This window comes from Streptomyces gilvosporeus (genome assembly GCF_002082195.1).
Classification (GTDB): domain Bacteria; phylum Actinomycetota; class Actinomycetes; order Streptomycetales; family Streptomycetaceae; genus Streptomyces; species Streptomyces gilvosporeus.
The window spans coordinates 7,653,608-7,675,233 of sequence record NZ_CP020569.1; the positions used below are offsets into that span (position 1 = coordinate 7,653,608).

Annotated in this window: 18 protein-coding genes; 5 read left to right on the plus strand and 13 right to left on the minus strand. The window is 71.7% G+C overall.

From position 1 onward, the window contains the following. Nucleotides 1-124 precede the first annotated feature (124 nt). The 3 genes from B1H19_RS33840 to B1H19_RS33850 all read right to left on the minus strand — a co-directional run bounded on the left by B1H19_RS33840 (nucleotide 125) and on the right by B1H19_RS33850 (nucleotide 3,256). Nucleotides 125-904, minus strand: a complete 780-nt coding sequence (locus tag B1H19_RS33840) for an SDR family NAD(P)-dependent oxidoreductase (protein WP_083108702.1) — start codon at nucleotides 902-904, stop codon at nucleotides 125-127. A 133-nt stretch (nucleotides 905-1,037) separates the two neighbouring features. Beyond that, nucleotides 1,038-2,603: a hypothetical protein gene (locus tag B1H19_RS33845; RefSeq protein WP_159028207.1), complete on the minus strand. Its 1,566-nt coding sequence runs from the start codon at nucleotides 2,601-2,603 to the stop codon at nucleotides 1,038-1,040. Between the two features lie 323 nt (nucleotides 2,604-2,926). After that, nucleotides 2,927-3,256 carry an ArsR/SmtB family transcription factor gene (locus B1H19_RS33850; RefSeq protein WP_083108704.1) on the minus strand — a complete coding sequence of 110 codons (330 nt, stop codon included), beginning with the start codon at nucleotides 3,254-3,256 and terminating at the stop codon, nucleotides 2,927-2,929. 153 nt (nucleotides 3,257-3,409) lie between these two features. Here B1H19_RS33850 and B1H19_RS33855 point away from each other — a divergent pair, with 153 nt between their 5' ends. Continuing rightward, nucleotides 3,410-4,663 carry an MFS transporter gene (locus tag B1H19_RS33855; protein WP_083108705.1) on the plus strand — a complete coding sequence of 418 codons (1,254 nt, stop codon included), beginning with the start codon at nucleotides 3,410-3,412 and terminating at the stop codon, nucleotides 4,661-4,663. On the opposite strand, the gene B1H19_RS38295 is transcribed toward B1H19_RS33855, so the two are convergent. Then, nucleotides 4,566-5,141 carry a carboxymuconolactone decarboxylase family protein gene (locus B1H19_RS38295; protein WP_237289661.1) on the minus strand — a complete coding sequence of 192 codons (576 nt, stop codon included), beginning with the start codon at nucleotides 5,139-5,141 and terminating at the stop codon, nucleotides 4,566-4,568. The genes B1H19_RS33855 and B1H19_RS38295 overlap by 98 nt on opposite strands. 86 nt (nucleotides 5,142-5,227) lie before the next feature. Then, entirely contained in the window at nucleotides 5,228-6,328 is a 1,101-nt protein-coding gene (locus tag B1H19_RS33865; protein WP_083108706.1) for a PP2C family protein-serine/threonine phosphatase, read from the minus strand. Between the two features lie 272 nt (nucleotides 6,329-6,600). On the opposite strand from B1H19_RS33865, the gene B1H19_RS33870 reads away from it, so the two are divergent. Beyond that, nucleotides 6,601-7,689: a hypothetical protein gene (locus B1H19_RS33870; protein ID WP_083108707.1), complete on the plus strand. Its 1,089-nt coding sequence runs from the start codon at nucleotides 6,601-6,603 to the stop codon at nucleotides 7,687-7,689. A 101-nt stretch (nucleotides 7,690-7,790) separates the two neighbouring features. Here the strand turns inward: B1H19_RS33870 and B1H19_RS33875 are convergent, their stop codons facing one another. Continuing rightward, entirely contained in the window at nucleotides 7,791-8,477 is a 687-nt protein-coding gene (locus B1H19_RS33875; protein ID WP_083108708.1) for a hypothetical protein, read from the minus strand. A gap of 400 nt (nucleotides 8,478-8,877) precedes the next feature. Between B1H19_RS33875 and B1H19_RS33880 the strand changes: the two genes are divergently transcribed. Next, nucleotides 8,878-10,290 (plus strand): amino acid permease, encoded by a 1,413-nt coding sequence (locus tag B1H19_RS33880; RefSeq protein ID WP_083108709.1) that lies wholly within the window; start codon nucleotides 8,878-8,880, stop codon nucleotides 10,288-10,290. Nucleotides 10,291-10,361: 71 nt separating this feature from the next. Here B1H19_RS33880 and B1H19_RS33885 read toward each other — a convergent pair whose 3' ends face one another. Then, nucleotides 10,362-11,234: a helix-turn-helix transcriptional regulator gene (locus B1H19_RS33885; protein WP_083108710.1), complete on the minus strand. Its 873-nt coding sequence runs from the start codon at nucleotides 11,232-11,234 to the stop codon at nucleotides 10,362-10,364. Between the two features lie 196 nt (nucleotides 11,235-11,430). Here B1H19_RS33885 and B1H19_RS33890 point away from each other — a divergent pair, with 196 nt between their 5' ends. Next, on the plus strand, nucleotides 11,431-12,864 hold the full coding sequence (locus tag B1H19_RS33890) for an MFS transporter (RefSeq protein ID WP_083108711.1): 1,434 nt from the start codon (nucleotides 11,431-11,433) through the stop codon (nucleotides 12,862-12,864). Here B1H19_RS33890 and B1H19_RS33895 read toward each other — a convergent pair. Beyond that, entirely contained in the window at nucleotides 12,839-13,285 is a 447-nt protein-coding gene (locus B1H19_RS33895) for a DUF2000 domain-containing protein (protein WP_083110035.1), read from the minus strand. The genes B1H19_RS33890 and B1H19_RS33895 overlap by 26 nt on opposite strands. Before the next feature lie 49 nt (nucleotides 13,286-13,334). Between B1H19_RS33895 and B1H19_RS33900 the strand changes: the two genes are divergently transcribed. Continuing rightward, the gene (locus B1H19_RS33900; RefSeq protein WP_083108712.1) at nucleotides 13,335-14,126 is read left to right on the plus strand and encodes a helix-turn-helix domain-containing protein; all 792 of its coding nucleotides are present in this window, start codon (nucleotides 13,335-13,337) and stop codon (nucleotides 14,124-14,126) included. Here B1H19_RS33900 and B1H19_RS33905 read toward each other — a convergent pair. From B1H19_RS33905 to B1H19_RS33925, 5 genes are read right to left on the minus strand one after another with little or no spacing between them, the layout of a single operon-like run. Next, nucleotides 14,080-16,653, minus strand: a complete 2,574-nt coding sequence (locus tag B1H19_RS33905) for an acyl-CoA reductase (protein ID WP_083108713.1) — start codon at nucleotides 16,651-16,653, stop codon at nucleotides 14,080-14,082. The two genes, B1H19_RS33900 and B1H19_RS33905, sit on opposite strands and share 47 nt — an antisense overlap. After that, entirely contained in the window at nucleotides 16,650-17,816 is a 1,167-nt protein-coding gene (locus B1H19_RS33910) for a LuxE/PaaK family acyltransferase (RefSeq protein WP_083108714.1), read from the minus strand. Before B1H19_RS33910 ends, B1H19_RS33905 begins: the two co-directional genes overlap by 4 nt. Beyond that, nucleotides 17,813-19,000, minus strand: coding sequence for a GNAT family N-acetyltransferase (locus B1H19_RS33915; protein WP_083108715.1), 1,188 nt, complete (start codon nucleotides 18,998-19,000; stop codon nucleotides 17,813-17,815). Before B1H19_RS33915 ends, B1H19_RS33910 begins: the two co-directional genes overlap by 4 nt. After that, nucleotides 18,997-20,322, minus strand: a complete 1,326-nt coding sequence (locus B1H19_RS33920) for an MFS transporter (protein WP_083108716.1) — start codon at nucleotides 20,320-20,322, stop codon at nucleotides 18,997-18,999. Before B1H19_RS33920 ends, B1H19_RS33915 begins: the two co-directional genes overlap by 4 nt. Beyond that, the gene (locus B1H19_RS33925; protein ID WP_083108717.1) at nucleotides 20,319-21,611 is read right to left on the minus strand and encodes a phenylacetate--CoA ligase family protein; all 1,293 of its coding nucleotides are present in this window, start codon (nucleotides 21,609-21,611) and stop codon (nucleotides 20,319-20,321) included. The genes B1H19_RS33920 and B1H19_RS33925 overlap by 4 nt, the downstream gene beginning before the upstream one ends. Nucleotides 21,612-21,626 lie beyond the last annotated feature (15 nt).

Below are 21,626 nucleotides of genomic sequence, written 5' to 3' on the forward strand. Positions count from 1 at the left end.
TACGTCATGCCCTGCGTTCCGGCGTGGGTCCGAAACCCGGCGGTGTTCGTGGCTCGAATCCGGGCAAGGCAGGTGGGCTTCAGTGCACTGTCGGGGCGGAGTGGTATATCCCGCTGTGTGGGGGTCAGTGCACGGAGAACCCGCCGTCGACGAAGATCGACTGCCCGGTGACGTAGCCGGAGGCGCGGCCGGCCAGGAACACCGCCGCTCCGGCGAAGTCCTCGGGCAGACCGTTGCGCCCGATCAGCGTGCGCGCGGCCAGGGCCGCCACCTTCTCCGGGTCGGACTGCAACCGGGTGTTGAGCGGGGTCAGGACGAAGCCGGGCACCAGCGTGTTGCAGGTGACGCCGTGCGGCGACCATGCCTCGGCCTGGGAGCGGGACAGCGACTCCAGCGCTCCCTTGGAGACCCCGTAGGCGCCGCTCTGGACGAACGCCCGGTGGGCCTGCTGGGAGGTGATGTGGATGATCCGGCCGAAGCCCCGCTCGGCCATACCGGGCCCGAACCGCTCACCCAACAGGTAGGGCGCCTCGAGGTTCACCGCCATCGTGGCGTCCCACACCTCCTCGCCCAGCTCGCCCATCGGCGGCCGCAGGTTGATCCCGGCGCTGTTGACGAGAATGTCGGGCTCGCCGAACACCTCGGCCGCCTGCTCCGCCGCCGCGCGCACCCCGTCGCGGGTGCTCAGGTCGGCGCTCACCCAGGCCGCCCGGCAGCCGTGCGCCGTCAGTTCGTCGACGGTGGCGGCCAGTTCCGCCTCCTTGCGCGCCACGATCACCACGCTCGCCCCTGCGCGTGCCAGGGCCCCGGCGATGCCTCGGCCGATACCGGAACTGCCGCCCGTCACCACGGCGACCCGGCCGTCCAGCGAGAACAATTCGGAGAGGTAGCTGTGCGAGATCATGCACGCACCCTAGACGGCGCGCCCGCGGCGGACGTGCCCGGGGCGACCCGCTGCCCGCCACGACCGACCCGGGGGCCGTCCGGGGAGCCGGCCCCGTGATCCGGCCCCATGATCCGGCCCCCGGGCAGTTCGCTCAGCGGTGGAGGAGTATGACCGCCGCGGAGTAAGGGGCGAGGCGTATCGGGGCCGCGCCGTGGTGGGTGGCGGGTGCGGAGTCGCCCCGCTGCCAGGTGAGAGTGCGGTCGGTGTGGTAGCCGGCCGGGAGCGTGAGGTGGAAGGGCTGGGCCTGCTTCGGGTCCTTGTTGAGCACGACGACGGCCAGTGTGCCGTCCGCGCGACGGACCGCATGCGCGGTCAGGGTGTCGCGGCCGCCGGTGGTGGTCGTGGCGAGGGTGGCGCCTCCGCCCTTGAGGGCCGTGGTCAGCATCCGCAGGGTCTGGTACGGCGCGAACGGTGTGCCGACCGGCGGCTCGCAGTGCTTCTTCGGCTGGCCCCCCAGGCACTTCCCGGAGGACAGCAGCCCCAGATCGCCCCAGCCGCCGTCCTTCGTGGCGGACGGACCGTTGTACAGGGCCCACCAGTCGATGTCCGAGACGCCGTTCTCCAGCAGCGACAGGTTGCTGTCGAGCAGGTAGAGCGCGCCGACGGCGTTGTCCTGCTGCTGCGTCGGGAAGACGCCGGAGTTGCTCTCACCCGCGACGATGCCGATGTGGTGGCGCGGCCCCGACGCCCGGTCCAGATCCGCCCGCAGCGCCTTCAGCACGGGCGCCGTGTTCGCGGTGTCGGCGAGCACCGATGCGTCGTCGAACTTCCCGCTGAACGTCGTGTGATACCAGTGGATATCGACGAAGTCGACCGCCTTCGCCAGGCCCGGCGTGTGCAGAACCGCGTCGTCCCACTCCTTCAGCTTGCCCTTCCCCGGACCGTGCGCCGTCGCCGGGTCGGCGGGGAAGAACTCGATGCCCACGCGGATGGTCGGATCGACGGCCTTCATCGCCTTTGCGTAGGCGATGGTGTTGCGGGCGTAGGCGGCCGGCGACTTGTCAGTGTGCGCGTCGGGCTCCCTGGGCGCGGGGTGCGCGGGGTTGCTGAACCAGCCGTTGAGGTACGTCTCCTCGCCGACGATCCAGTTGCGCACGTGGTAGTGGTGTGTGCGGTTGGCGTACCGCACCCAGGCGGCGGCCTCGCGCGGGTCACCGGGCTTGGGGTGCTCCTTGGTGCTCGGATGGGCCTTGGTGTCGGTCGGGCCGGTGCCGTAGTTGACGTGCACCAGCATGCGGGCGTGTGCGTCGTGGGCGGCCTTGGCGAAATGGTCGAAGGTGAACGTCGGGTCGAGGTCCTGATATCCCCCGTTGTTCTTGCCGTTCGGGTCGGGGCTGAGCCAGCCGCCGTGCTGGAAGTGGTAGAGGTCGCTGGGCCCGCCGGAGTTGAACGACAGGGTCTTGATGCCTGCTCTGCGGATGAGCTCCGGGGTGTTCGAGCGGGTGAGGTACGGGTTCCAGAACGGCGTGTTGACCCCGATCGCGTGCGAGGAGACCGAGTTGGTCACACGGTTGGTGACCTTGATATCCGCCGTCGATGTGGGCGGCCCTGACGACTCGGCCCCGAACGCCGTGGCGCTGGGCGTAGCGGCTAGTGCGGCGAGCGCGGCCGTGGCGGTGACCAGAGCGAGGACGCGTGGGCGGTGGCGTTGCGACATGGTGTGCGGACCTTTCGCTTGAGGCACATCACCAAGTGGTGATCTGACTTCAATCTGTCGCAATGGCCGCGCAGTTGGCAGAACCGAGTGTCACGGATCCGCACTGACGAATGTCACAGAAGCGGATGCGCCCATTCCCTACTGGTTCCTTACGGGATCCCTGCCGGCATCCTCACCGACCCCGTCCGGGTCGTCTGGTCAGCCGGTGCACCGGGGAACCAGCCCTGCGGGCGCGGCGGTTGGCCGAGCTGCTGCTGCCTGACCTGCGCTCATATCTCCGTGAGTCAACCGCCCGCTCCCGTGTCGCCTCCCGCGCTCTCCGTCTAGTCCGCGACCGCCGGTTCGGCATGGAGGATCGAGGCGAGGAGGCCGGGGAAGCGCTGGTCGAGCTCTTTCCGACGCACCTTGCTGACCCGGGAGTTGCCGTGCAGCTCCGTCTCCACCAGTCCGCTCTCGCGCAGGGTGCGCAGATGGTGGGAGACCGTGGAGGGCCGGACCGGCAGGTCGAGTGCGCCGCAGGCGGCCTCGCCCATCTCCGTCAGCAGTCGCACGATCTGAAGCCGCACCGGGTCGGCCAGGGCCTGGAGAACGGTTCCGATGTCCACCTGGGCCAAGTCCGGTTGTGGTAGCCGGACTTGCTCCGATGCCCGCATGTGCGCCTCCCGCAGATTTCGATGTCGATCAGGTCTTACGATACAGATCGAAGTAGTCTTACGATGCTCATCGAAATATTCGATGTTCGTCGCATCAATTGGTGTCCATCGCAGCAGTTGACATCCATCGAAAATCGAAACAGGGGGCCGTTCATGTCAGAGACCGCACAGGCCGACGAAGCGGCGCATCGGGTGCCATGGCGCGGTCATGCCGCGGCCCTGGCGTTCGGCGCCTTCGCCGTGGGTACGGATGCCTTCGTCATCGCGGGCCTGCTGCCCGACATCGGCTCCTCGCTCCATGTCTCCGTCGGCGCGGCCGGCCAGTTGGTGAGCGTCTTCTCGCTCGCGTATGCCGTGCTCTCCCCGCTGCTGGCGGCGCTGACCGGGAAGTGGTCCCGGCGTACGGTGCTGATCACGGCGCTGCTGGTCTTCGCCGTCGGCAACGTGGTGACGGCGCTCGCGCCGGACTACGTACTGGTCCTGGCCGCCCGTATCGTCGCCGCCGCCGGCGCCGCGATGTTCACCCCGAATGCCGGCGCGACCGCGGCGACACTGGCCGGGCCCCGGCACCGCGGCCGGGCCATTGCGATCGTCACGGTGGGCCTGACCGCCTCGCTCGCCCTGGGCGCCCCGCTGGGGACGCTCATCGGCAACGCCTGTGGCTGGCAGGCGACGATGTGGTTCGTCACCGCACTCGCGCTCCTCGTCGTCCCGGTCATCGCGCTGCGGGTGCCCGATATCCGCCTCGGCTCCGGAGTCGGGCTGCGTCAACGGCTCGCGCCGCTGGCCGACCGCCGGGTAGCGGGAGTGCTCGCCGCCACGCTCGTCGCCTTCGTGGGCATCTACCTCCCCTACACCTACATCATCGAGGTCTTCCGGCCCGCCGTCGCCGGGGATGGGAGCCGGGTGGCGCTGTTGCTGCTGGTCTTCGGCCTGGCCGGCACGGCGGGCAACCTGCTTGCGGGCCGTCTCGCCGACTGGCAGGGCCCGCACAAGGTGGTCATCGCCGCGACCCTCCTGCTGGCCGTGGTCTTCCTCCTGATGACGGTGAGTCATACGTCGTATCCGGTGGCGATCGTTCTGGTGGCCTTCACCGGCATCGCCTCGTGGTCGATCACCGCACCCCAGCAGCAGCGCATGATCGCACTCGCCGCGCCCGGGGCCGAATCGCTGGGTGTCTCGCTCAACGCCGCCGTGATGTACCTGGCCATCTCGCTGTCCAGCGTGCTCGGCGCCGGCATCCTCAACTCCCTGTCCCCGCCGTACATTTCCGCGGTCGCCGCCGGCTTCGCGGTCGTCGCGGCCCTCGTCACCGCACTGGCCGGACGCGCCGAGCGGCGGCGCGCGACACCGGATTCCCCGGACGCCGCACCCCGGCGGGCCCGTGCGGGCGCGCCCGCCAAGTAGGCCGCTGCCACTGGGTGTTGTGGGAGGGCGCTGCGCCGTCCGTCGGTACGCCCGGCGCTGCGTCCGGCGGGCGGCTGCCGGTGTGGAGAGCGTCCGTCGCATCGAGGAGCAGCCGGTCGCGTTCGGCCGTCCAGCAGTCGTCCGCGCTCGTGCCGTACGTCAGGGAATCCACCTGCTCGGCGGTCAGCCCGGCACGCGCCGCGAACCGGGCGATGTGCACACCCCATTCGTACGCGCAGCCGCACCGGGCGCGGGTGCGGTCGATGACGATGTCGCGGTCGCGCAGGCCGAGGCTGAGCCGGCGGCCGAGTTGATACGAGCCCCAGCCGTGGAGCGCCTCGGCGAGGTGTCGGTGGCGCGCGAACAGGCGGAACAGGGGGAGCGGAGCTTCGTCGCGCGGCATCATCCGGCGCAGTACCGCCGCGGTCTCCGGGCGGTAGGACGGTTCCAGAGGCGGTATCCGTTCGGGTACAGGCACCTCCGGTGCTTCGATTTTCGAATCAGGGTGAAGGTGAGGATAGTGCTTCTGAAATCGAAGCGACAGTTCCGGCGGTGCGGGCAGGTTCAGGCAGTGCGGGAAGGGGGGCGGCGGGTCAGGGCCAGGATGGCCATATCGTCCTGCCCCCGGCCGCCGGTCCAGCGGCCGACGTCCCTGGTCAGGGCGTCCACCAGGGCCTCGGGATGGATGAACCGGCGGTTCATGCGACGGGAGCGCAGCGGATCGTAGAAGGTGCCCTGTGTGTCCCGCGCCTCGGTGACACCGTCGGTGACCAGGACCAGCGACGCGCCCGGGGGCAGGCGCACCACGTCGAGCGGCTCGCAACCCGGGGGAGCGAGGTCGTTCAGTCCCATGCCGAGCGGGAGCTGCGGGACGGTCGGATCGAGCCGTACCAGCCGCCCGTCGTGGAGCAGGTACGGGGGCGGATGCCCGCGGTTGACCAGGCTCAGCACCTCGCCGTCGAGGGACACCTCGGCCAGCAGGGCGGTGGTGAACCCCTCGGTCGACGCGATCGGGCCGCTCTGGGCCGCCATCCTGGCCATCGCCTCGTCCAGCCGCTGCGCCAGCGTGGCCAGCGTGGGGGCGTACTCGGCTTCCTGCCGGAAGGCGCCGATGGCGACCGAGACGGCGGCGACGGCCTGGATGCCCTTGCCCCGTACATCGCCGATGATCATTCGCACCCCGAAGGGAGTCTCCTGCACCGCGTACAGGTCACCGCCGATCCGCGCCTCGGCCTGCGCCGCGGTATACCCGGCGGCCACGGCCAGCGGACCGGCCGTCCTCGGCGGGTCCGGGAGCACCGCCAGCTGGACCGCCTCCGCGAGATCCCTGGTCAGCGCCAGATCGCGCCCCTGCCGTGTGAGGAGCCCGTTGATCGCCAGGCCCAGCACACCGATGAGGCCCACGACGGCCAGATCGACCAGCAGGGGCGTCGCCGGGCGCTGGCGCTCGATGTCCAGCCCCACCGAGATCCCGCAGGTCAGGCCCACGACGGCGACCGCGCAGCGGAAGGGCAGCATGGCACCCGCGATCAGCGGTCCGGCCGCGAGAAGCGGCAGTCCCATGTACGGCTGGGGCGCGAAAAGGTCCAGCAGGACGCCGGTCACAAGGGCCAGCGCCACAAGCGCCCACGACGCCTTCACCGGCGTGCGCTGCAAGCCGTCCACAGTGCTTCTCCTGCTGCCGGGTCACGCTCGCCACGCGGCGGAGAGCAGAGCCACGCAACGATGCGCCTCACCGACTCCATGCGCCTCACCGACTCCATCGGTATGCCCATGGCTTCACAGATACGCGGTATACGCAACAGGGAGTCGCGTCCGCCCGCCCGAATACCATGTCTGTAAATTTCCGGAGGTGCGGGAACCCCGTGCCGCGGGGGCGACTCCTCTCCCGTGGAGACGCACGCCGGTGCGTTCCGTACGACAGTGGGGGCGAGACGATGACACGTACAGTGCAGCAAGTACAGCGGTCCGTGAGGGCGCGGAGAGCGGCGGCCGGTTCTGCGGCGGCGGTGGCGGCCGGGCTGGCGCTGGTGGTCGGGGCGGCGGGGACCGGGCAGGCCGCGGCCTTGCCCACGGAGTCGGGTGCGCAGTCGCCGTCCGCGGCGAGCTGCGGCGCCGCGACGGCGGCACCCAAGGCGACGGCGGCGGCGCGGACCGCGCCCGTACCGGAGGCGGCTCCCGCCCCCGGTATCACCGGTAACGCGGCGCAGAAGATCTCCTACGGCCTCGGCACGGAGGCGCCGGTGGGCCTGTGGACGTCGTCGAGCGTCACCCTGCGCACGCCGGTCTCCCAGGGCACGGTCAGCCTGGACGTCACCACGCGCGGCTTCAGCGCCGCCTCTCTGGAGATCCAGCGCTATGTGCCCACGACGCACCGCTGGGTCGATCTGGACTCCTCCGTCGGCGGCGGTCTGCCGGACAAGGGAACGTTCACCTTCCCCGTGTCGGTGGCGGCGAGCTCCGGCCACCCCGCGTCCGTGGCGCTGCGGGTCAAGGACCTCGACCGTCCCGGCCGCCTGAGCGTGGCCGCCTCGGTCAAGGACGGTCACGGGCACACCTACCGGGCGCCGGTGCGGAACGCCGTCGTCGACCAGCCGACGACCACGCTCAGCGGCTGGTCGGGCGGTACCGCCCTGGTGCGTGGTGGCGCGGCGAAGGAGTTCACCCTCAAGGTCAAGAACACCACCCGGCGGGCCTACCCGGCACTGAACGCCGGGTACTTCGCCTACGGCCAGAGCAACGGCCACACCCTGGCGCCGAAGGACCTGAAGTTGCAGCAGTATGTGCCCGGCCGCGGCTGGCAGCGCGTTTCGCTGCTCCCCGGCGGCTGCGACCCGGGCATGAGCGCCGCGCTGATCCCGACCGCCAAGTCGCCGCTGGCGCCCGGCGCCACGGCCGTCTACCGCATGCGTCTGGCGGTCGCGGGCTCCGCTCCCGCGACCAAGGTCGAGGCGGGTGTGTCGGCGGGCACCGGTGACACGTCGTTCTTCTACCGGACGCTGCCGTTCGTCATTCGCGCCCGGTGACGCGTCGTTCACTCCTCCCGGGATGACGCCACGCACTCCTCCCGGGGCAAACACGGCGGGCGCCGACCAGGAGTCGGCGCCCGCTGTGACATGGTCGGCGATCAGCGCTTCACCACGAAGGCCCGGCCCGTCTTCGCCTTGGAGGAGCAGGAGTTCTGCTCGTCCTGGGTCATCTTGCGGGTCTTGACGATCACCGCATTGCTCTGCCCGTCCGTGCCATTGGCCGCGGGACCGGTGACCGTGTCCGGCACGTACCAGAAGTAGTGGCCCCACTTCGGGCTGTCGTAGTGGGTCTGCCAGGTGCCCGAGACGGTCTGCATCACCTGTGCGCGGGAGATCCAGCCCACCTCGCCGGGCTTCACCGTCATGTTCATCGAGCTGTTCTCGGTGTGGGTGCTCGACCAGGTGTGGCTGTAGGTCGCGGTGACACTCAGATCGATGAGGTCGGCGATCTTGCCGCCGGCGGTGACGGAGACGCCCGCGGTATCTGTCGAGCCGACGGTGTCCGCCCAGCCCATCGACTGGGTGGCGTCCGAAGTGCTGCAGTTGTAGAGGGAGTTCGAGACCTGGTGGAAGTCTCCCAGGTACGCCGTGCCGAGCTTGGGCTCGTTGAAGCTGCACTTCCCCTCGCCGGAGGCGCAGTCGGCCGTCAGCTGCTCCTTGGTGGGTTGGTCATCCGCCGCGGCCGGTATGGCCATCGTCGCGACGAGACCTAAGGCCGCCGTGGAGAGCGCCAGCAGGCGGCTTGCGCGCCGGATCGTTCTGTTTTTCGTCCTGTTGCTGTTCATGTTGCTCTTGCCTTTCGCCCAGCCTCACAGAGGCGACGAGCCCGTCCGGAGTGGGGAGTTCGTCGCTGTTGCGTCTGAGACTGGAGTGAAATTTGGTTCAACTACACCAAGAATCGGCAAAGTTGTAGTTGATGGAGAAACATACTCCGTATGGGGGTGGGAAACGGAGGCGGCGTCAGGTCCGGAGACGGCCTGGAGAGTCGCCATCGGCGCTGGTCGGGGGCGGCGCGCGCGAACTCCGGCGGGTGGGGTGCCGGGCGGCGTTCCGGGTGTGTCAGTCCCTTTACCGTGCGTAAGGGAAAGGTCCGAATAGCGGGCGTTCACATCGTTCGTGCAGGCGCCCCCGCAGACTCGTGAGGCTTTCCGCACGTCCCCGGCAACGAACAGGCACCACACGACCATGAGTCGGACAAACACCAGGTCACCCCAGGTTTCCCCGCAGGCCCAGCAGAACGGCGAACCCGTTTTGTCGCACGGCCTCAAGCAGCGCCATCTGTCGATGATCGCGCTCGGCGGGGTCATCGGCGCGGGGCTCTTCGTAGGCTCCGGGGTCGCCATCGCCACGGCCGGGCCGGCCATCGTCCTCCTCTACATGGCGACCGGCGCGCTGGTCACGCTGATCATGCGGATGCTCGGCGAGATGTCCGCGGCCCGGCCGTCCACCGGTTCGTTCTCGGTGCACGCCGAGGAGGAACTCGGTGCCTGGGCGGGGGTCACCTCGGGCTGGATGTACTGGCTGATGCTCTGCGCCGGTGTGGCCGCCGAGGCCACCGCGGCGGGCAAGATCATGCACACCTGGGTGCCGTTCCTCCCCGCCTACGGCTGGGTGGCGGTCTTCATGGTGTTCTTCTGCGCCAGCAACCTGACCGCGGTCAAGAACTTCGGCGAGTTCGAGTTCTGGTTCTCCGCGGTCAAGGTCACCATGATCGTCGCATTTCTGGTGCTGGGTGTGCTCGGCATCTTCGGGGTGTTCGGCAGCGCGCCCGGCACCCGTCATCTCACCGGCCACGGCGGCTTCTTCCCGACCGGCGTCGCCGGGCTCGCGGCGGGTCTGCTGACCACCATCTCGGGGTTCGCCGGTCTGGAGACGGTCACCATCGCGGCGGCGGAGTCCGACCACCCGAGCCGGAACGTGGCCCGCGCCGTGCGTACCGCGGTGTGGCGTATCGCCGTCTTCTACATCGGCTCCATGGCCGTGGTCGTCACCCTGGTGCCGTGGAACGATCCGAAGGTCGCCCTGGACGGCCCGTACGTCACCGTGCTCGACCGGCTCGGTATTCCGGCAGCCGGCACGATCATGGAGATCGTGGTGCTGGTGGCGCTGCTCTCCGCGATGAACGCCAACATCTACGGCTCCTCGCGCATGGCGTACTCCCTCGTCTACCGGGGCCAGGGCCCGCGCGTCCTGGGCAAGGTCACCAGGGGAGTGCCGGCGGCGGCCGTGCTGGCGTCCTGTGTGTTCGGCTTCGCGGCCGTGATCGCCGGGATCGTCTGGCCGACCACCGTGTTCGCCTGGCTGCTGAACATCGCCGGCTGCTCGGTGCTGGTCGTCTGGACCCTCGTCTGCCTCACCCAGCTGAAGATGCGCCGCCGTCTGGAGCGCGAGGCACCCGAGCTGCTGTCGGTACGGATGTGGGGCTTCCCGTATCTGACCTGGCTGGCGTTGGCGGCCATCCTCGGCGTCTTCGCCGTGATGGCGGCGAACGCGAACGGGCGCCAGCAACTCGTCGGCACCGCGGTCGTGGTGGCGGCCCTGGCCGGTGCGGGCCATCTCAAGCAGCGGCGCGACCGGCGGGACGCTCCCACCGGCTAGGTCGCCGGTGAACGACCCCGCGGCCCCGGCGCCCGCCACGGCTGAAACCTCAACGCCAGGGCGGGCGTCGGCTACCGCTCGGCCCCCTCGGGGAGCTCCGCCTCCTCGGGGCTGGCCATGTCCAGCAGCAGCATCGCATCGTGGTCCGGGGTGTCGGGCGGCGCCTGGTAGGTGACGAGCCGCTGGCCGTCCGTGCGGAAGATCGCCATCACCTCGAAGGTCAGGCGCATCGAGCCGACCTCCGGGTGCTGGAAGTGCTTCTGGCCACCGCTGCGCGCCCGTACGTCGTAGCGCTCCCACAGCCGGGCGAACTCCGGGCTTTTCACCACGAGTTCGCCGACCAGCTGGGCCAGCTCCGGCATGTCCGGGTCGGCGCCCGCCATCGCCCGCAGGTGGGCCGCGCTGTGCGCCGCCATCCGCTCCCAGTCGTGGTAGAGCCTGCGGCCCATCGGGTGCAGGAACATATAGCGGGTGATGTTGCGGCGCTCCGCCGGCCAGTCCGTGATGCCGGGGAAGAGGCGCAGACCGGGCCGGTTGGCGGCCAGCAGATCGTTGGTGCGGCTGACGACGTAGGCGGGCGAGGGGCGCAGCGTCTCCAGCATGGTGCGCACCGACTCGCGCACCGTACGGGCCGGTCCCGCGCACGGCGCCGGTGTCTGGCCCGCGGCCAGCGCCGCCAGCTCGTGCAGCCGGTGCAGCGCGTCTCCGGACAGCCGGAGCGCCTCGCCGAGCGCGGCGACGACGGCGGGCGAGGGCCGGGTCTCGCGGCCGCGCTCCAGCCGCGTGTAGTAGTCGACGCTGACCCCGGCAAGCGTCGCCAGCTCCTCGCGGCGCAGCCCCGGCGTACGGCGGATGCCCGTGCCGGCGGGCAGGCCCACGTCCTGCGGGCGGATCTGCCCGCGGCGGGCGCGGAGGAAGCGGCCCAGTTCCGTACCTTCGCTCATCCGGCCATTTTCCCAGAGGGCCGCGCGGGGAGGGAGGCCGTACCAGGGCCAGGAACCGCGCTCCCCGGCGCGGCTCGGTCTGCCGCGGGCCGCCCGTGCCGGGCACGCTGCCGTCCGTAGCCGTCCCCGAACCCCTACCCGTATCGGTACCCGACTCCGTATCCGACAGGGGCGGCGCAGTGAGGAGCAGTGCACGATGAGCGTCACGCAATCCGGGCCGGGCACGGCAGTTGAGGCGGGGGCGGGTGAGCGGGGCGGGCCGGGGCGGCCGGGCTCCGCCACCGCGGCCCTGGTCGCCGCCGTCCTCGGATTCTTCGTCATCACGGTCGACGTCTCCGGCGTCACTATCGCGCTGCCCGCCGTGCGCGGAGACATCGGCGGCTCGATGTCCGGTCTCCAGTGGGTCGCCGACAGCTACACCCTGATGTTCGCGGCGCTGATGCTCTCCGCCGGTGCGCTCTCGGACGCGGTGGGTGCGCGGCGCGCGTACGGCTGGGGGCTCGGCGTCTTCACCCTCGCCTCGCTGGCCTGCGGGGCGGCGCCGACGCTCGGGGCGCTGACGGCGGCGCGGGTGGTGCAGGGGAGCGCGGCGGCGGTCATGGTGCCCGCCTCGCTGGCGCTGATCCGGCAGGCGTTCCCGGAGGCGGGTGCGCGGGCGCGGGCCATCGCCCTGTGGACGGTCGGCGGCGCGGTCGCGATGGCCGCCGGGCCCGTCCTGGGCGGGCTGCTCACCACGGAGTGGAGCTGGCGCGCCGTGTTCTGCCTCAACGCACCCGCCGGGCTCGCCGGTTTCCTGTTCCTGCTGCGGGCCGGGCGCTCCCCGAGGCGCCGCGCCGCGTTCGACCTGCCGGGGCAGTTGACGGCCGTACTGGCGCTGGCCGCACTGACCTTCGCCGTGATCGAGGGCGGGCACGCCGGACTCACCGGCACGGTGGCGGCCGCGGCCGGGGTCGCGGTGGTGTCCGGCGCCGGTTTCGTGGCCGTCGAGGCGCGGCGGCGCGCGCCGATGCTGCCGCTGGAGCTGTTCCGGCAGCGCGGCGTGACCGTGCCGGTCCTCGCGGGCTTCTGCCTGAACGCCGCCTTCTACGGGGTGGTGTTCGTCCTGAGCCTCTTCTTCCAGGAGCAGCGGGGGCAGTCGGCGCTCTCGGCCGGGCTGATGTTCGTGCCGATGGCGGCGGTCACCGCCTGCGCCAACTACCTCTCGCCGCGGGCCGTTTCCCGCTTCGGCCCGCGGACGGTGGTCGTCGTGGGGCTGCTGATCGCCGCGCTGGGCTGCGCCGGGCTGCGCACCGTCGACGTCGGCACGCCCGCGTGGGTGACCGCCCTGCTGATGATCCCGCTGGGCGTCGGCGGCTCCCTGGCCATGCCGGCGCTGACCTCCCTGATGCTCGACAGCGTCGCCGCCGAACGGGCCGGTACGGCCGCGGCGTTGCTCAACACCAGCCGCCAGACGGGCGGCGCGCTGAGCATCGCCGTCTTCGGCGCGCTCCTCGCCGGGAACTTCGCGCCGGGCATGCGGGAGAGCCTGCTGCTCGCCGCCTGCCTGATGGCGGCGACGGCGCTGGGTGCGGCGGCACTGCTGCCGCGCGGGAACCAGGGGGCGGTCAGGGGTGCATCCGGGCGCCCTTGAGCACCTTGTCGACCGCGTTGCGCGGCCCGTACACCGCCAGACCCACCAGATCCAACTGGTCCGTGGCCACGGCCCGTACCGCCGCGCGGTTGTCCCGGTCGTTGCCGGTGGTGAAGAGGTCGGAGGTGAACACCGACCGGCGCAGCGCACGGGACAGCGCGCGACCGTGGGCCGCGGTCAGCGTCTCCTTCGTCCCCTCGAAGACCAGGACCGGCTGGCGGAACATCGGCAGATACGGGGTGCCGTCGGCATCGGCGTACGGTTCGCCGATCACCTCGGGCAGCTCCGTACCGAGGCCGCTGATCAGGAACGCGGTCACGTTCAGCCGCTGCCAGGTCTCCAGGTCCTCGCGCAGCAGAACGGCGATCTTGGTGTCGAAGCGGACGGGGGTACGGACGGGGGTGCTGTCGTCGGTAGTCATGATCCGAGCCTGCCGACCGTCGCCGACCACCGTCTTGTACATTCCTGGCATGGTGGCCCGGCAGCAGGTTTCCGCATGGCGCCCGCAGGTCCCGGGTGTGGTGGAGGTCTTCCACGCGCATTTCACCGAGCACCGCTATCCGATGCACGTCCACGACGTATGGACCCTGCTCATCGTCGACGACGGCGCGGTCCGCTACGACCTGGACCGCCATGAGCGCGGCACCCCGCACGGCACGGTGTCCCTGCTCCCGCCGCAGGTCCCGCACAACGGCTCACCCGCCACCTCCCACGGCTTTCGCAAGCGGGTCCTCTACCTGGACCTGACCCAGCTGGACGAGAGCTTCATCGGCCCGGCGGTGGACGGCCCCGACCTCGCCGACGACCTGCTGCGCCGACGCATCGGACAGCTGCACCGCGCACTCGCCCACCGGGGCGACGAACTGGAGGCGCACAGCCGTCTCGCCCTCATCCGGGAACGGCTGCGCACCCACCTGCGGCCCCGGCTCGTCGCCGAGCGGCGCGCGCCCGACCCCGGGGTGGCGCACAGGCTGCGCGAACTCCTCGACGCGCGGCTGCTCCAGGGCGTCACCCTGGACGAGGCCGCCAAGCTGCTGCACGCCCACCCCACCCACCTGGTGCGGGCGTTCAGTGGCGCGTTCGGCATCGCCCCGCACCAGTACCTGACGGCCCGCCGGGTCGACCGCGCCCGTGGGCTGCTGCTCGACGGCCGGCCGCCCGGAGAGGTGGCGGCCGCCGCCGGCTTCTACGACCAGTCGCACCTGAACCGGCATTTCACCCGGCTGGTGGGCACCACCCCCGGGCGCTTCGGCGGTCGATGACCGTGCGGAGTTTGCCGCTGGTGGGGGTGCGTTCGAAGGCGAGCGTGGGGGCGGTCTCGACCGTGCAGGTCAGGAGCGCGTCCGGGCCGGCCGCCGAGCCGAGTTCCGGGATGTGGGCCAGCAGCGTCGCGCGGGCCGTGTCCGGATCCGGTGCATAGCGGCCGTCCAGCCGTACGGTCAGATGCTCGCGGTCGGGTTCGGAGGTCAGGACGATCTGCAACTCGCCCCGGTAGCCGAAGTGTTCCTCGGCGACCTGGGTGAAGCGGCGGTAGTGGAAGTGATAGGTGCCCATCCGGAACACCTCGCCGTACCGTCCCAGCAGTTCGATGCGCGGGGTGTGGCTGCCGCACGGGCAGGTCCCGTCCACGGCCCGGCCCAGGTCGCCGATCTCGTAGCGCTCCAGACGCTGGCCGGCCCGGGTCCGGGTGGTGAAGACCAGCCGTCCCGGCTGTCCGGCGGGGACCGGCACGTCCTCCTGAGGGTCGAGGATCTCCAGCGTGTGCAGCTCGGTCAGGATGTGGTGTTCGGTTCCCACGGCGTGGGTGCACTGGTAGCCCAGCGGCCCCAGGTCGGTGCTGCCGTATGCGGCGGACCGGATCAGCCGCACGCCGAACGTCTCGGTGAGGATGCGGCGTTGTTCGGTGGTGAAGTGCTCCCCGCCGTAGAACACCTTGCGGATACCGCCGTAGGAGCGCAGCCGCTCGCCCTGTGTGTGGAAGAGCTGCCACAGGTAGGACGGCATCCCGAAGAGGGTGTCGACCCGGTAGGCGACGAGGGCCTTGGCTATCTCCTCGTGGTCGGGGCCGGCGGCCATCGGGATCTGGGTGGCGTTCAGGCGCTCCAGGATGGAGAAGAAGCTGATGAAACTGCCGTACATGCCCCCGCAGAAGAAGAGGTTGGCGGCCCGGTCGCGGGCCGGGTCGAAGCCCGCGGCGAGCAGGCCGTGGGCCGAGGCGCGCATCTGCGTGTCGTAGTCGTCGCAGGTGAAGACGGACAGGGCCGGGGCGCCGGTGGTGCCTCCGCTGCGGAAGTAGAGCTGGGCGTGTTCGGGTGCGAGGGTACGCAGCTGGTCCTGGGCCGCCGCCTTGCCCATCAGCGGGCCGGTGGGCGCCGCGGGCGGCGCGGCGGGGGCGATCAGATCGTCCAGGCACGGGGTGGCGGCGAATGCGGCGCCGTCGGCCTGCACGCCGACCCGGCGGCTGTAGCGCTGGAGGGCGTAGACGCCGTCGTGGGGTTCGCCCGGGTAGCTGTCGAGCATCGCGCCGAGCGGGGTGATCCGCTGGACGCCCGCGGTGATGAGCGCCCGGGAGAGCGTGGCGATATCGGCGCGGCTGCCGCCGACCGAGGCGGTCTGGAGATAGCGGCGCATGGGCCGCAGCGTCGCGGTGATCTCCTGGCGGGGGAGCGGCTTGATCCAGACGGTGCGGTGCAGCGGGGAGGCGGCGAGGGCGGGACGGACGTCGGCGAAGACCCGCCAGCTTCCGTCGTCGGCGGTGATGACCCTGGTCAGCCCGAGATGCTGTTCGGCCCGGGCGACCAGTTCGGCGGTGGTGATCTCCGCATGCTCGGCCGCGTCCGCCGCGTCGTCGGACGGTGCGGGGAAGGCGGCGGAGACCTCGTCGAGCACGGCGGCGAACCGCGCCGCGAAGGCGAAGAGTTCAGTGGCCGGTTCGTCCGTCCCGGTATCGAGGTACACGACCTGCGGACTGGAGCACGCCTGCTGCTCGGCCCGGCAGACATCGGCGGCCAGCGCGGCGAGGCCGTCCCGGTCCGTCCACGCCTCGCGGGCGAGGTAGGCGAACGAGATCTTGTGGCCCCATTCGACGAGCCGGCACCCGGGCGGCACGAGGGCCGCGACCCCCTCCACGGCGTCCTCGCCGCCCCAGACGGCCACCGCGTCCGCGGGCGCGCACAGCAGCCGCATCAGGTCCTGGCGGCGGGAGGGGAAGTGCAGCGCGACGATCCGGCGGCCGACGGCACCGGTGGGGTCCGCGGCCGCGAGCTCGGCGAGCAGATGCCGGGTGAGCGGGGTGTCGTTCCGGCTGGTCTTGAGGACGTTCACATTGCCCGCGAGCAGGCCCTCCACGACGCTCAGCGGGGCGACCGTCGCGGCGTTGCCGGGGGCGATGTGGACCAGCAGGCCCACCGGGGCCCACGCCTCGTAGACCGTCTCCCGCGCGTCGGGGCGGGTGAACCGTTCGGGACGCGGCCCGCCGAGTTCGCGGCGCAGCTTGCGTTCCAGGGCCGGCCGGGCGAGGGCGTCCGCGAGCTCGGCGAGGGTGGCGGCGGCTTCCGCGGGGTCGGCGGCCGGGACGCCCTCGGTCGCGTGCGCGAGCAGCCGGGCGCGGACGTCACCGTCCGGATCGCGCAGGGCGCGGCTGAGCGTGTCGCAGGCCCTCAGCACCGTCTCGGTGGACAGCGGCTCCGCGAGGGTGCGTGCCACGATGCCGGGCAGTTCGGCGAGCCGATCGGCGACCTCGGCGTCGGCGATGAACGCGCCCTGCCAGAAGTGGAGTTGGCTGGTCATGACATTCCCTTCAGGAGTTCTGCGGCGGCCACCGCGCAGCTGCGGTTACGGCTCACCCCGGCGCGGCCGTGGATCGTGAACCACGGTGTGGCCAGGGGGCAGCCGCACTCCTCCCCGGGGTGCAGCGAGGCCAGGTCGCCCATCACGACGCTCTGCGCGGGGACCGAGGTGATGTACGGGGACACCAGGTGGAGGTAGCCGCGGGCGCCGTACGGCAGCGGTTGCAGGGTCCGGGTGTCGCGTACGGCGGCGCGGGACCAGACGGGCACATGCAGCCGGTGGTGTGCGCACTCGACGTACGGCACGCAGTGCTCGACGGACCCGTAGGTGTCGCGGATCCGCTCGCCGGGGACGCCGAGTTGCTCGGTCACCTGGTCGTAGAAGTCCGCCTTGCCGATCTGCCGGTCGGCATGGCCCTTCCAGCCGCCGCCGAGGACGACCAGCGAGCCCTCCGGGAGGCGCAGCGGCGGGATGCCGGTGGCCCGCATGCGCTCCAGGGTGAAGTGCAGGAACGCCGGGAAGCCCAGGATCCGCACCGGCAGACCGTCGTCGGCGTAGCGCCGGAGGGCGGCGATACAGCCGTGCACGTCGAAGGCATGGCCGGATCCGGTGTGCCGCAGCGCGTGGGTGACGTGCCGCGCGGGCGCGAAGTCGCACAGGTAGTTGTCGGTGAAGGAGGTGCCCAGACGCACGTCAGGGGCGGGTTCGTAGCTGTAGAGCAGGTAGTTGACGGGCCGGTCGGGGGTGATCCACCCGTAGTGGTCGAAGATGCGGGCCACCATCCGCTGCGCGGCGCGGATGGTCCACCGGTCGAAGAACATCTGCGACTTCTGTCCGGTGGTGCCGGACGACGTCAGATGCAGGAAGACCTCCTCGCGCGGTACGGACAGCACCTCGTGCCGTTTGAAGAAGGTGGCGTGCAGCAGCGGGGTGCGGGTCCGGGTGCCGACGGTGGGGGCCGGGGCCTCGGGAGGGTCCGCGAGCAGGGAGCGGAAGAAGGGGGAGCGTTCCGCGTGCCAGGAGTTCGTTTCGGCCATCGCGGCCGCGAAGAGGGCGTCCGTCTCCGGGCCGGTCGTATAGGGCGCGGTGAGGTCGCACAGGCGTTGGACGGCGGGGAGGGCCGCCGGGTCGGGGACCTCGACGGGGGCGAGATGCGGGTTCATCGGTCAACCTCGTGACGGGGCAGGTAGGTCGACGTCCAGGCGGTCAGATACGCGCTCAGATACGGCTGGAGCGGCGTGCTGACGGCGGTGGTCCGGAAGTCGATCTGACGGTCGGTACGGGAGAGGACGACGTGGTCGTGGAAGCGGTCGCCGATCCGGCGCATGGCCGGGTAGGCGGCGCCGGGGACGAAGCCGGCCGAGAGGAAGGCGTGCAGCCCCGCGGTGTCCGACAGCGGCACCAGCGCCTCGACGTAGTCGGCGCCCGCCCGGCCGAGGGCCGCCGTGAGCGAATCGAGGGCTCCGGTGGCGGCCGACAGGCAGGGGTGCACCGCGACCAGGGCGCAGCTGCCGGCCGCCGGGTCGAGGTCGGCATAGATCTCGAACGCGCCGTCCGGCGGCGTCAGCACCGTGTTCGGGGTGCGCAGCGGGACGTAGGCGCCCGCCGGGTCGGGGAAGACCTCACCGAACCGCCGGCGGACGAAGCCGGGGGCGGTGATCACCTCGATGGGGGTGCGGTCCGTGGTGCGGTGCGCGGATTTCGTGTGGTGCCCGGCTTTCGTGTGGTGCGCAGCCGCGGTCTCCGGCTCCCCGGGGCCGAGCGGGCGCACCGCGGCGTACGGGATCCCGATGCTGTCCCCGGCCGCTTCCAGCAGCGGCACCAGCGCCCGCGGTACGGCGGCGACCGGTGCACGCCGTTCCAGGACGCCGTCGGCGTAGCAGGCGAACAGGGCCAGGGTCTCGCAGCCGGACACCTCGGCGGCGTTGGGCAGCAGCCCGAGCGGCCGGTACCCGTTGCGGGCGACGACGCGCTGCGGGGCCTGCGTGACCATACGGACCGTGGTGTGGATCGAATCGAGGGCACCGGTGGCGAGGGCATCGGCGGTGACCGCCGCGGTCAGCCGGCCCGCCAGCCCGTGCTGACGATGGCGGGGATGGACCGCGAGGCCGACGAGCTTGCCGACGCGGTTGCCCCGGTCGGTCTGCACGACCGCGGACCCGGCCAGCTCGCCGGTGTCGGCCCGGCGAGCGGTGAGCCAGTGGCAGTGCGGGTCGGTGATCAGACGGTGCATCTCGGCCGGATCACTGCCCAGGGCGACCGGATAGCCGTGGCCGTACACCTCGAAGTACAACTGCCGCAGCTCGGCGATGTCCTGGGGCGCGGCCGGTACGAGGGCGGCGGTCATCGGGCTTCCCCCAGCGGCACGGCGCCGGTGGCGGACCCGGCGGACCCGGCGGGCACGGCCTCGGCCGCACCGTCCGACTCCGGCGGCGCATCGATACGCCTCCCGGACCACCACAGCACCACGGCGACCGGAAGCAGCCCGACGGCTTGCAGCACGCACAGGGCCCGCGGGGACAACTGGTCGCCGAGCGCGCCGAAGACGAGCGAGGACAGCGGGAAGGTCGCGCCGAGCAGCGCCTGCATCATGGCGAAGAAGCCCGGCTTGTCCTCGGCCGGAACCATCCGCTGGAACAGCGCGACGAACCGCACCCCGATGGCCCCCACACACCAGCCCGCGACGGTCAGGGCGGCGACGGCCGCGGTCTGGCCGGCGATCAGGCCCGGCATCCCGAGGGCCGCGGCCATCAGCGCCAGGCAGGCCCCGCCGACGGTGGTCGCCGCTCCCGGCAGCCGTGCGCCGGTGAACGACCCGAGCAGGGTTCCGACGCCCAGGCCCGCCTCCAGAGCGGCGACCGTGGCACCGTGCGCATGCAGCACGGACCGGGTGTACAGCGGCATGACCACGTAGACGGCGGTGGTGAAGACGTTCGCCGCGGTGAAGCAGAGCAGCACCCGCCGGATGTACCGGTGGTCGGCGAGAATCCGGCGCAGCGTCCGCCGCGCGGGCGCGCCCTCGGCCGGGTCCGCGTCGTCCGCGACCACCGCGGCCCGCGGGAAGCGGGTGACGGACACCAGCACCGCCGCGGCCAGGTAGGCACCGGCACAGCCGGAGACGATGCCGGTCAGATCCCAGGCATCCACGACGAGCGGCCCCAGCAACCCGCCGGCCAGACCGGCCAGGGACTGGGTGGCCAGTTCGAAGCCGGTCGCGGCCTCGATGTCGGCGTCGTCGACGAGCTCGGGGACGGAGGTGGTCAGGCACGGGTCGAACAGGGCCTGGCAGCCGGCCAGCAGCAGCGCCGCCCCGTAGGCGACGACCGTGGGCGGCGATGCGGCACAGGTCCATCCGGCGGTGGCGGCGGCGACCAGACCCGCCACGGCGGCCGCCGAACCCAGCACCGTACGGCGCGGGCAGCGCGCGATGACGGTGGCCACCAGCGGGGCGAGCGCCACCGCGGGGAGCGTGCTCACCGCCAGGAACGCCCCGGAGGCCAGGCCGCGCTCCCCGTCGGCGCCGACGGCGTGCCCGACGAGCCACCACACCACGCCGACCTGGAACATCCGGCCCGCGGCCTGGGTGAGGATCTGCGCGACCCATACGGCACCGAAGGCCCGGTTGCGCAGGACGATGGGGAGGCGGCGCGGGGCCGCTGCGGGCGTCATGAGTGCGGCCGTTCGTCGAGGACCCGGATCAGCTTGCCGGTACGGGAGTTGACGACCAGATCGCCGTGCCGGACCCACTCCACGGCGATCGGGTGGATCCGTCCGCCGGCGGCCTCCGCGGCGTACGTCGGGCGGGCGGCGAGGATCTCCTTGGCGAGGGCGTCGGCCAGGTCCGCGAGCCCGTCGCGACTCCCGTTCCCGTTCCCGTCGCTGTCCCCGTCGCCGTCGACGGCCAGCCGCAGCACCAGCCCGTCCCGCCCGTCCCAGCGGCGCGCCACGAGCTGCATTCCGCTCACCCGGCCGGCCACGTCCACGGCGCGCACCAGATCGTGCACGTCCTGGGTGAAGAGCGACACCACACCGATGCGTACGCCTTCCTCGGCCCGGCCGAGGATACGGAACCGCCCCGCGGCGACATCGGTCCACTCGGCCCGGTCGCCGACCGGATAGCGGATGATGGGCATCAGCCTCCGGCGCAGGTCCGTGACGACGACACGGCCCGCCGCGCCGTTGCGGACGAGGGGCTCGCCGGTGTGCTCGTCGAGGATCTCGACGACGGTGTGCGGGGTGAACACCCTGTGGACGCGGGGATCGGCACCGGGTACGGCCCGCCCCAGGAGCCCGGAGTCGACGGCGGCATAGCCGATGGAGCGGGCCTGCGCCCGGGGGAACGCCTTGCGCAGCAGCGGCCGCTGGTCCTCGTAGAGCCCCTCGCCGCCGAAGAACAGGATCTCCACACCGCTCAGTTGGCGGCCTTCGCGGACGAGATGGTCGGCGAGCGCGCACAGCGTCGTCGTGGTCCCGGCGACCACCTCGACGTCGAACTCGTCCAGCGTCTGCACGGTCGAGGCGAGCGGTGCGGCGCCCCCGATCGGCAGCCGGACGTTGGCGACGGGCGCGCGGTGCAGGGCATCCAGGATGAAGGTGAAGCTTGCGTACAGCTCCCCGGCGTAGAAGAGATCGGCGACCCGGTGGCCGGGACGCAGTCCGGCCTCGACGAGTCCGCTGCCGAATGCGGTGGTGAATTCGCGCCATTCCTCGCGGGTGTAGACGGAAAACTTCGGGGCGCCGGTCGTTCCGCCGCTTTTGAAGACCACCGAGTCATCGAGCGGTCCGGTCAGAAGGCGGCTGTCGCGGGGCGTGTTGGCCCGCCAGAACGCGTCATGGGGGACGACCGGCAGATCGGCCAATTCCTCCACCCGGTGCGGTAGACCGGCGTAGAGATCCCGGTAAAAGGGCGAGTGGTCACGCACGAAACGTATGAGTTCCGGCAATGGTTGAACGGGCATGTATTCCTGTTTTCC